9 protein-coding genes are annotated in these 10,049 nt (G+C 73.2%); 4 read left to right on the top strand and 5 right to left on the bottom strand.

The features are described 5' to 3' along the window. Positions 1-127: 127 nt before the first annotated feature. From ACI8AX_RS23395 to ACI8AX_RS23380, 4 genes are all read right to left on the bottom strand, one after another. The gene (locus ACI8AX_RS23395; RefSeq protein WP_456552274.1) at positions 128-1,573 is read right to left on the bottom strand and encodes a gamma-aminobutyraldehyde dehydrogenase; all 1,446 of its coding nucleotides are present in this window, start codon (positions 1,571-1,573) and stop codon (positions 128-130) included. Between the two features lie 108 nt (positions 1,574-1,681). Continuing rightward, positions 1,682-2,050, bottom strand: a complete 369-nt coding sequence (locus tag ACI8AX_RS23390) for a hypothetical protein (RefSeq protein WP_456552273.1) — start codon at positions 2,048-2,050, stop codon at positions 1,682-1,684. After that, a complete protein-coding gene (locus ACI8AX_RS23385) occupies positions 2,037-3,614 on the bottom strand; it encodes an FAD-binding oxidoreductase (protein ID WP_456552272.1) in 1,578 nt (525 codons plus the stop codon). The genes ACI8AX_RS23390 and ACI8AX_RS23385 overlap by 14 nt, the downstream gene beginning before the upstream one ends. Positions 3,615-3,616: 2 nt before the next feature. Then, positions 3,617-5,110 carry a (Fe-S)-binding protein gene (locus ACI8AX_RS23380; protein ID WP_456552271.1) on the bottom strand — a complete coding sequence of 498 codons (1,494 nt, stop codon included), beginning with the start codon at positions 5,108-5,110 and terminating at the stop codon, positions 3,617-3,619. Positions 5,111-5,237: 127 nt separating this feature from the next. Here ACI8AX_RS23380 and ACI8AX_RS23375 point away from each other — a divergent pair, with 127 nt between their 5' ends. The 4 genes from ACI8AX_RS23375 to ACI8AX_RS23360 all read left to right on the top strand — a co-directional run bounded on the left by ACI8AX_RS23375 (position 5,238) and on the right by ACI8AX_RS23360 (position 9,481). Continuing rightward, complete coding sequence (locus ACI8AX_RS23375) at positions 5,238-6,029, top strand: FadR/GntR family transcriptional regulator (protein WP_456552270.1); 792 nt, start codon at positions 5,238-5,240, stop codon at positions 6,027-6,029. Then, the gene (locus ACI8AX_RS23370; RefSeq protein WP_456552269.1) at positions 6,026-6,739 is read left to right on the top strand and encodes a cache domain-containing protein; all 714 of its coding nucleotides are present in this window, start codon (positions 6,026-6,028) and stop codon (positions 6,737-6,739) included. The genes ACI8AX_RS23375 and ACI8AX_RS23370 overlap by 4 nt, the downstream gene beginning before the upstream one ends. A 163-nt stretch (positions 6,740-6,902) precedes the next feature. Continuing rightward, on the top strand, positions 6,903-8,438 hold the full coding sequence (locus ACI8AX_RS23365) for an APC family permease (RefSeq protein ID WP_456552268.1): 1,536 nt from the start codon (positions 6,903-6,905) through the stop codon (positions 8,436-8,438). After that, entirely contained in the window at positions 8,435-9,481 is a 1,047-nt protein-coding gene (locus ACI8AX_RS23360) for an LLM class flavin-dependent oxidoreductase (RefSeq protein WP_456552267.1), read from the top strand. Before ACI8AX_RS23365 ends, ACI8AX_RS23360 begins: the two co-directional genes overlap by 4 nt. 45 nt (positions 9,482-9,526) lie before the next feature. Here ACI8AX_RS23360 and ACI8AX_RS23355 read toward each other — a convergent pair whose 3' ends face one another. After that, a complete protein-coding gene (locus ACI8AX_RS23355) occupies positions 9,527-9,937 on the bottom strand; it encodes a PucR family transcriptional regulator (protein WP_456552266.1) in 411 nt (136 codons plus the stop codon). Positions 9,938-10,049: the final 112 nt, after the last annotated feature.

The following is a 10,049-nucleotide window of genomic DNA, read 5'->3' as shown; positions in this document are numbered from 1 at the left end:
AAACATGTTTTTGTTTTTGTCGATAGCCACGCGAAGGGGGTCGCCCCCCCCGCCCGCCGGGGCCCCCCCCGCGCGCGGCCCCCGGCCCGCCCCCGCCCCGCCCGCCCGGGGCCCCCGCGACGTGCGGTCAGCTGTCGATGTTGGCCATGACGTGCTTGACCCGGGTGTAGTCCTCCAGGCCGTACAGCGAGAGGTCCTTGCCGTACCCGGAGTGCTTGAACCCGCCGTGCGGCATCTCGGCGACCAGGGGGATGTGGGTGTTGATCCACACGCAGCCGAAGTCCAGCCGCTTGCTCATCCGCATCGCGCGGCCGAAGTCCCTGGTCCAGACGCTGGAGGCCAGGCCGAGGTCGACGCCGTTGGCCCAGCGGACGGCCTCGTCCTCGTCGGTGAAGCGCTGCACGGTGATGACCGGCCCGAAGATCTCCTTCTGGACCATCTCGTCGTCCTGCCGCAGCCCGGCCACGACGGTCGGCTCGACGTAGAACCCCCGGTCGCCCTGGCGGTGCCCGCCGGCGGTGACCTCCACGTGGCCGGGCGCCCGGTCGAGGAAGCCGGTCACGTGGGCGAGCTGGTTGGCGTTGTTCACCGGCGGCACCATCGCGTCCTCGTCGGCCGCGCCGTTGGCGTACGTGGTCGCGGTGCCGCGGGCCTGCTCGCTGAGGGCGGCGACGAAGTCGTCGTGGATCCCCGGGCCGGCGAGGACCCGGGAGGCCGCGGTGCAGTCCTGCCCCGCGTTGAAGTACCCCGCGACGGCGATCGCCTCCGCGGCGGCCTCGAGGTCGGCGTCGTCGAAGACCACGACCGGCGCCTTCCCGCCCAGCTCCAGGTGCACCCGCTTGACGTCCTTGGCCGCGGCCCCCGCCACCTCCATGCCCGCCCGCACCGAGCCGGTGATCGCCACCAGCTGCGGGGTGGGGTGCTCGACCAGCGCCCGGCCGGTGTCCCGGTCGCCGCAGACGACGTTGAGCACGCCCGCCGGGAAGACCTCGGCGGCCAACTCGGCCAGTTTCAGCGTGGTGACCGGGGTGGTGTCGCTGGGCTTGAGGACGACGGTGTTCCCCGCGGCGAGGGCCGGCGCGATCTTCCAGACGGCCATCATCATCGGGTAGTTCCACGGCGTGACCTGGCCGACCACACCGATCGGCTCCCGGCGGATCCACGAGGTGTGCCCGGCCATGTACTCCGCGGCCGCCTTGCCCTCCAGCGTGCGGGCGGCGCCGGCGAAGAAGCGGATCTGGTCCACCATCGGCGGGATCTCCTCGCTGGCGGTGAGCGCCAGCGGCTTGCCGGTGTTCTGGCTCTCCAGCCGGATCAGCTCGTCGGCGTGCTCCTCGACCAGGTCGGCCAGCTTCAGCAGCGCCCGCTGCCGCTCCGACGGCGTGGTGTCCCGCCAGGTCTCGAAGGCGTCGGCGGCGACGCGGTAGGCGCGGTCGACGTCCTCCGGGCCCGACACCGGCGCCGAGGCGAACACCTCCCCCGTGGCGGGGTCGACCAGGTCCATGCGGCGGCCGTCGGCGGTGTCGACCGCCTCGCCTCCGACGAAGTTGCGCAGCTCGGGCTTGTCGCTCATGGGTTCCCTCTCGCCTCGGGGTCCGTGCTCGGCGCACGGGGGACGGGTCCCGCGACGCGCCGGCCGGGAGCGCCGTGGCGGCAGCTCCCGGCCGGGTGCTCGCGGTCGTTACAGGGGTGGCGGTGTCGGCGCGCTCTCTCGTTCGACCTCGGCGAGGATCTCCGAGCCGGTCACCACCTTCTCAGCGAAGTGCCGGTGCATCCACGCGAGGTGGTCGTGCCGGCTGCGCATGATCCGCAGCGTGTCCCAGTTGGGGAACACCTGCTGGAGCACGTGCACCTCCATCAGCCGCGGGTCGACCTCGAAGACGTGCTCGAAGGTCGTCTGCGCCACCTCGCTGACCCGCTGCGCCGGCGGCGGGGTGTGCTGCTCGGCGAAGCGGTACGGCGCCGTGGCGGCCGGGGCGGAGTCGTGGCCGGGCTGGTCGGACACGAGCTCCCCGGAGTCGTGCTGCCGGTCGGCGTCAACGTCCCTCATCGGTGGTGTCCCTCCCGTACGCGCGGTCGAGCAGGTACTTGCCGGGGTTCATGACGTTGTTGGGGTCCAGCGCCCGTTTGACCTCGAGCATGACGTCGAACCCCTTGCCGAGCTCCTGCGGGAGGAGGTCGACCTCGCCCTCGCGGCAGGAGCCGTGGCAGGCGCTCATCGAGCCGCCGTGGGCGATGGCGACGGCCGCGATGTCCCGCTTGGCCTGCACCCAGGCCGCCCAGGCGGCGTCGTCCAGGCGCTGCTCCCAGATGCCGACGTCGATCTCGGTCAGGTAGTCGACGCCGGTGTTCGCCGAGGTGTAGGCGAACATGCCCCAGTCGTCGAAGACGTCGGTCTTGCGGCGCAGGTCGGCGAGGATCTCGTGCCAGGCGCGGCTGACCGCCGGGACGTTCGAGAAGTTGACCGCGGCGTCCTCGCAGTGCCACGACATCGGGATGACCTGGCCGTCCTTGGTGCGCCCGTGCAGCGGGGTGGCGTACCGGTCGTGCCGCGCGGCCCAGTCGCCCTCGGAGATCTCGTCGCCGAGGTAGCGGGCGCCGTGCTCCCTGGCGATGCGGAACAGCCGCTTGCCGCCGGCCCGCACCTCGTCCTCGTAGCCGTACATGACCGCGCAGACCAGCGCGCGGACGTCGGTCGGCTGCGGGATGTAGGCCTCGTCGTCGCGGCGCAGGTAGGCGACCTTGTGCTCGTCGAACAGCACCGCCCCCGCGAAGGTCGCCACACCGGCGCGCGCGAGCGCCCCCGTGCAGGCGTGCGCGTCCTCGTAGTTGTCGAACGCCCAGAACGGCGAGAGCTCGGCCTCGGGCTTGGGGAACAGCTTGAGCGTCGCCTTGGTGGCGATGCCCAGCGTGCCCTGGTGGCCCATGAACAGGTGCTTGAGCTGGTAGCCGCTGGAGGACTTGCTGATCTTCTGGCCGATGCCGTCGCCGACGTGCAGGACGTCGCCCGTGGGCAGCACGTGGTCGAAGCTCAGCACCAGGTCGCGGGTGTGCCCGTAGCGGGAGCCGATGAGCGACCACCCGCTCGTGCCGATCCGCCCGCCGACCAGCGAGCACGGGTAGGACGCCGGGTCGTCCGGGTAGAACAGCCCGTGCTGGGCCAGCCGCTCGTTGAGCTTGAGCATGCTGATGCCGGTGCCGACGGTGACCGTGCGGTTGACCAGGTCCAGCTCGTGGATCTGGTTCATCTTCTTGACGTCGACGACGATGCCGCGCCGGTGCGGCACCGCGCCGTCGGTCAGGCCGGTGCCGCCGTCCCGCGGGACCACGGGGATCCCCAGCTCGTTGGCCACCTTGACCACGGCCGCCACCTGCTCGGTCGAGGTGGGCATGACGACGACGTCGGGCACCCGCTCGGACCACCGGTGCACCGGGAACGGCGCCGGCACGCGGGCACGGTTGTAGCGGTCGGTCTTGGCCAGCAGGAGCTGGTCGTCGGCCAGGATCGGCCGCAGGGCCGCGACCAGCTGGTTCAGCCGGTCGTCGCTCAGCGGCTCGGTCAGCACGGGCACGGCGCCGATCGGCTCGGCGCCGGGGCGCTCGGTGGTGGTCATGGTCAGTGCCCCCCGCACCCGCAGCCGCCGGAACCGTTGCCGCAGCCGCCGCCGCAGCCACCACCGCCGCCGCACCCGCCCCGGCTGGAGCCGTGGGCCCGGCGCGCCCGTCCGGGGACGCCGGTCCGCTCCTGCGCCAGGCGCCGGTCGCCGACGTCGCCGCGGGAGCCGCCCACGGTGATGCCGAGCGACTGGGCGAACAGCTCGTGCAGGTCGACGACGTCGATGTCCTCGGCGTCGCCGGCCTCGCTGAGCGGCCGCTCGGACCACGGGCAGGCGCTGACCAGGGTGTCGACGTCGAGCTCCGCGGCCCGCTCCAGCCGCATCGCGCTGATCTTGGCGGTGAGCTCGGGCTTCTCGACCGGCAGCCCGCCGCCTCCGCCGGAGCAGTAGGACCACTGGGTGACCCGGTCCACGTCCTCGAAGCGCAGGCCGGGGATCGCGCGCAGCAGCTCGCGCGGCTCGGCCCAGATGCCCTTGCGCTTGTTGAGCCGGCACGGGTCGTGGTAGGTGATCGCCCGGTCGACCGGCACGGAGGGGGTCAGCTTCCCCTCGCGGAGCAGCTGGGCCAGCACCTCGATGACGAGGACGACCTCGATGTCGAACTCCTCGCCGAAGTACTTCGGGTAGTCCTCGGTGAAGCTGATGTAGTCGTGCGGGTCGAGGACCAGCAGCCGCTTGGTCCCCGTCTTCCGCCAGTTGTCCAGGTTGTGCCGGGCGAAGCGCTGGGCCTGCTCGGCGTAGCCCATCTCGGCGGCCGGGCCGCCGCAGCACCACTGCTCCTCCATCAGGCCGAACTCGTAGCCGGCCATCTGCAGCATCTGGGCCACCGCCCGGGGCACCGAGGTGCGGTAGAACGCGGCCTCGCAGTCGACGAACAGGACCGTCTCGCCCCCGATGGGGATGTCCAGACCCTCGGCCCAGTCGCGCACCTTCTCCTGGCTGACCGGGGTCTCACCGAGGACCGGCTCGTGGGTGCGCAGGTCGGTGCGCTCGTTCCAGATCTGCCAGTTCGGCTGGTGCACGCCGCTCTCGACGGCCAGCGACCGCACGGCCTTGACGACGTCGACGGTGCGGGTGCGGAACCGGTAGAAGTCACCGGTGAACAGCGTGTTCGGGCAGCGCAGCTCGCAGGCGCCGCACTGGGTGCAGTTGACGTAGTCGGCGGCGATGTCCTCGATGCCGAGCTCGCCGCGCTCCATCGCGACCACGTTGGCGTGGAAGGCGGTCGGCGTCCACGACTCGTTGCGCTCCACCTGGGTGACCGGGCAGACCTCGCGGCAGAACTTGTGGCCGGAGGAGAAGCAGTTGTACGAGGTGTTGCGCCACTGCTCGACGAACGCCGCCGTCCTCGGGTCCTGGTTCGGCGGGGGCACGGGCCCGGCGAGCGTCTCCGGGTAGTCGGCGAGCTCCGGGGGATTGGACGGGGCCCCCGGGGTGAAGGGGCGGGAGAGCGCGTCCGGCGGGGCGGTGCGCTCCGGCTCGACCTGTGTCATCGGTGCTCCTCGTCACAGGGGGCTGGTGTGGGGGCCACGCTAGCCACCAAAACCTATGGAATCAACGGTTATGGTCCGCTAAAACGGGTGCGACACTGAACGACGTCGGTGCGGGCGGGAGGCGGACGTGCAGTTGCTCATCGGTGACGCGCGGCGCGCCGTCTTCGCCCCGCTCGACGACGGCGCCCTGCGCAGCGAGGCGGTCGTGCGGCGGGTCGGCAGTGCGATCGCGCTGGGCCTGCTCGCCGACGGGGAGCAGCTGCCCGCGGAGACCGAGCTCGCGACCATGCTCAACGTCTCGACCATGACGCTGCGCGAGGCGCTGGCCGAGCTGCGCAACCTCGGGCTGGTCGAGACCCGTCGCGGCCGCGGCGGCGGCAGCTTCGTCCGCGCCCGCGACGACGTGCTCGCGGAGCTGGCCGACACCCGCCTGGTCGAGCTCAGCACCGCCGACCTCCGCGAGCTCGGGGACGTGCACGCGGCGATCGCCTCCACCGCGGCGCGCCTGGCGGCGTCCCGGGCGTCGGCGGTCGAGATCGCGCGGCTGCGCGACATCGTCGACCGGCTCGCGGCCGCGGGGTCGACGACCGCCCAGCGCCGCATCGAGGGCCGCTACTACATCGAGCTCGCCGCCAGCGCGCAGTCGGTGCGGCTGACCATGCAGGAGATGGACCTGCACCTGGAGCTGGGGCAGCTGCCCTGGCCCCCGGCGCACATCCCCGAGCTGCTCGGGGTGATCGTCGCCGGGCACCGCGCCGTGCTCGACGCCATCGAGGCGCGGGACGCGGCCCTGGCCCGGGTCCTGACCGAGGAGCACGTCGCCCGCCGGACGGTCTGGTCCATCGAGCTGCGGCTGCGCGCCGCCGCCGGCGCCGACGCGGCCGGAGGGGGAGAAGCCGACCGGCGGGAGGTCTCGTGACCCCGGACCGGGGGGAGGAGCTCCGCCGCGTCGGGGCCGCCCTCACCGAGGTAGTCGAGGGCGTCTTCGCGACGGTCGCGAGCGTGCGGGCAGGGCTGTGCCCGTCGGTGGCCGACGCGGTGCGGGCCGGCCGGCCGCTGCTGGACGACGCCGTCCGCGAGACGCTGCGGGAGCCGGGGCAGCTCGCGGTGGGCCTGGGGCTGGTCCTGGCCCCGCGGCCCGAGCACGGCCGGCCCCTGCGCCTGGAGTGGTGGCAGGTCGACCCGGGCAGCGACCGGCTCCGCCGGCTCGAGCCGGACCTGCGGCCGACGAGCCTCGGCTACTACGACTACACGACCGCCGAGTGGTTCGACGTCCCCTGCCGGACCGGGCGGCGGCACGTCGTGGGGCCGCACGTGGACGTCTACGGCACCGGCCGGTACGTGCTCACGCTGACCGAGCCGGTCGTCGCCGCCGGCGAGTTCGTCGGCGTGGCCGGGGTCGACGTCTCGGTGCACCGCTTCGAGCGGCACCTGCTCGGCCGGCTCGGCCGGCTGCCGGTCCCGTTCGTGGTCCTGGACGGTCAGGGACGGGTCGTGCTGTCGACGGCCCCGCGGTGGCTGGTCGGCGACCTGCCGCCCGCGGGCGCGGCGGTCCTGGCGGCGACCCCGGTCTCCGGCGCGCCCTGGCGGCTGCTGCTGGTCGACGAGGGGTCGGCGCTCACCGCCTGACGCCCGCGTCGCCTCCCGTCTGCCGGGCAACACGCCCGCAACGGAAAGGCAACCGGATGCGTCTTGTCCTCTGACCTCTGGCTCTATAGGTTTCTCCGCGTTCTGTGGCCTACGGCACACCGCTGCCCGGGCGGTGTGATCGCCCCGCACCCGAGGAGAACCCGTGACCCCACCTGGAGCCCCCGCCGGGCACATCGACGACGACGCGCAGCTGGCCGCCCTGGGCTACACCGGCCAGTTCCACCGCAGCATGGGTCTGTGGGCCAACATGGCCCTCGGGTTCACCTACCTGTCGCCGCTGGTCGGCGTCTACTCGCTGTTCGCCTACAGCCTCTCCATCGGAGGGCCGCCCGCGATCTGGTGGATCGTGATCGTGGGGGTCGGCCAGCTGATGGTCTCGCTGGTCTTCGGCGAGGTCGTCTCCCAGTACCCCCTGGCCGGTGGCATCTACCCGTGGACCCGCCGGCTGTGGAACCGGCGCTACGCCTGGATCGTCTCCTGGATCTACATCTGGGCGATCATCGTCACCGTCACGGCGGTCGCCGAGTTCGGTGGCGGGTTCGTGGCCGCGCTGTTCGACATGGAGGCGACCGCCGGGGTCGTCCTCGGCACCGCCGTCGGCCTGCTGCTGGTGGCCTTCGCGGTGAACTACAGCGGCACCCGCACGCTGGCGCGGATCGCCCAGATCGGGCTGGCCGCCGAGCTCGTCGGCGTCATCGCCCTCGGCCTGTTCCTGCTGCTCTTCCGCCGGGAGCAGCCGTTCTCCGTCTTCTTCGACTCGCTCGCCGCGGGCGGTGGCGACGGGTACCTCGGCGTGTTCCTCGCCGCGTCGCTGTCGGGGCTGTTCCTCTTCTACGGCTTCGAGGCCTGCGGTGACGTGGCCGAGGAGGTCGCCGACCCGACGCGCCAGATCCCGCGCGCCATGATCCTGACCATCCTCGTCGGCGGTGTCTCCGGCTTCCTCTCCTACGCCGGGTACGTGCTGGCCGCGCCGAACCTGCAGGCGATCGTCGCCGGCGAGGACGCCGACCCCATCCCGTCGATCCTCGAGGACTCCCTGGGCACGGCGGGGTCGAAGGTCTTCCTCGTCGTCATCGTCATCGCGTTCCTGTCCTGCGTGCTGTCCCTGCAGGCCGCGGGCAGCCGGCTGCTCTACGCCTTCGCCCGCGACCGCATGCTGCCGGCCAGCAGGTGGCTGTCGCACGTGTCGGCCCGGCACGCCGTCCCGACCAACGCGCTGCTCGTCGTGTGCGTGGTGCCGGTGCTCATCGCGGTGTTCGTCTACTTCCAGGAGGACATCCTGGCGCGCGTCACCGCGTTCGCCGTCCTCGGCATCTACGTCTCGTTCCAGGCCGTGGTGCTCGCCGCGCTGCGGCAGCGGCTCCGCGGCTGGCGGCCGGCGGGGCTGTGGAACCTCGGTACCGCCGGCCTGGTGGTCAACGTGCTCGCGCTGGCCTACGGCGTCTTCGCCATCGTCCTGCTGCTCAAGCCGGCGCCGGGCACCGAGACCTTCCTCGACCGGTGGATCGTCGCGATCGGCCTGGCCGTCGTCGCCGGCACCGGCCTGCTGTACCTGGTCATCGCGCGACCGGACCGCCATTCTGCGCACGTCCCCGAGGGCGACGCCCGGGAGGTCGCCGCCCAGCTCCGTCAGATCCGTCAGGGCACCCCCGCCCAGGTCAGTGAGGAGATCCGATGAGGTTCAGCTACGCCATGCTCCCCGACTACCCGCTGGAGGAGTCGCTGCGGGCGATCGCGCTCGCCGACGAGCTGGGGTTCCACGCGGTGTACGCCGCCGACGAGACCTGGCACAAGGACCTGTGGCTGCTCTTCGCCGCCGCCGCCGACCGGACCTCCCGGGTGCGGATGGGGCCCAGCGTCTCCGCCGTCACGCTGCGCGAGCCGACCCTCATCGCCCAGGCCGCGGCGACGCTGGACGAGCTCACCGGTGGTCGGGCGGAGGTGGTGCTCTCCAGCGGCAACTTCGGTCTGCTGGCCCAGTACAAGACGGACTGGACGAAGACCAAGCCGCTGTCGCGGGTCGTCGAGGGGGTGCAGGTGATGCGCACGTTCCTCGACGACGGCGCGATCACCTTCGACGGCGAGTTCTTCTCCTACGACGGGCTGTTCACCTTCGCGCGGCCGGTGCAGGAGCGGCTGCCGGTGAAGATGGGCGCGATGCGCGGCCCGAAGTCGTTCCAGGCCGCGGCCGAGCACTCCGACGGCTGCCACCACGCGCTGAGCTACACCCGCGAGGCGTACGAGTACGCCGCGGAGAACCTGCGGATCGGCGCGGAGCGGGCCGGCAAGGACTGGACGACGCTGGACTTCGGCGCCTGGGTCGTCGTCTCGGTCGGTCGCGACTCCGCGGCCGCCAAGGACGCCGCGCGCAGCATGGTCGGCATCTACGCCTCGTCCATGCCGGCCGAGCAGCTCGAGCGCAACGGCGTGGACCCCGACAGCCTCAAGCCGATCATCGACGCCATCGCCGGCGGTGACCTGGCCAAGGGCATCGAGCTGACCAGCCCGGAGATCGCCGACAAGCTCTCCTTCTCCGGGACGCCCGAGGAGGTCACGGCGAAGATCAAGGAGATCGAGCCGGCCGGGGTGAACCACCTCATCGCGGCCATCACCGACGCCTCGCTGGTCAAGGCCTTCACCGGCCGCGAGCTCGCCGGGGTGGCCACGGTGGAGGAGCAGCTGCGGCTGATCCACGACGAGGTCATGCCCGCGTTCGCGTAGCGGCGGGTGGGCCCGGTCCCCGCGAGGGGGCCGGGCCCGGGCCGCTCAGCCGGCGGGCGGGTGCAGGGCCAGCCAGAGCTCGGCCCGCACGCCGGGGGAGTCGAGGTCGCGACCCAGCAGCTCGCCGGCCCGCCGGATCCGCTTGCGCAGCGTGTGCCGGTGGACGCCCAGCCGGGCCGCGGCCGGCTCCCACTGGCCGTGCGCCGCGAGCCAGGCGCGCAGCGACTCGACCAGGTCACCGGCCCCGGCCCGGTCGGCCGCGACCAGCGGGGCGAGCGCGGCCTCGGCGAAGGCGCCCGTGGCGGCCGGGTCCAGCAGGGCGGCCAGTCCCTGGCCGGCCAGCTCGGCGAACGCGGTCACCGGCCGGCCCGAGACGCGTCCGTGGCCGGCGGCCTGGCGCGCCTGCCGCACGCCGTCGCCCAGCCGGGCCCACGGGACCGGCGGCGCCGTGCCCACCGCGGGGGGGGGGGGGGGGGGGGGGGGGGGGGGGGGGGGGGGGGGGGGGGGGGGGGGGGGGGGGGGGGGGGGCCGGCCCGCCGGGGGGGCGCCCGGCGCCGCCGGCTGGTCG

This window comes from Blastococcus sp. SYSU D00813, from assembly GCF_054050735.1.
Note: the sequence above shows the minus strand (reverse complement) of the source record. Positions and strands in the feature narration are given on the sequence as shown.

Coding starts and splice junctions, on each gene's coding strand:
- ACI8AX_RS23360 (WP_456552267.1), top strand. CDS start 8,435: ATGAGGTTCAGCTACGCCATGCTCCCCGACTACCCGCTGGAGGAGTCG.
- ACI8AX_RS23385 (WP_456552272.1), bottom strand. CDS start 3,614: ATGACCACCACCGAGCGCCCCGGCGCCGAGCCGATCGGCGCCGTGCCC.
- ACI8AX_RS23395 (WP_456552274.1), bottom strand. CDS start 1,573: ATGAGCGACAAGCCCGAGCTGCGCAACTTCGTCGGAGGCGAGGCGGTC.
- ACI8AX_RS23390 (WP_456552273.1), bottom strand. CDS start 2,050: ATGAGGGACGTTGACGCCGACCGGCAGCACGACTCCGGGGAGCTCGTG.
- ACI8AX_RS23380 (WP_456552271.1), bottom strand. CDS start 5,110: ATGACACAGGTCGAGCCGGAGCGCACCGCCCCGCCGGACGCGCTCTCC.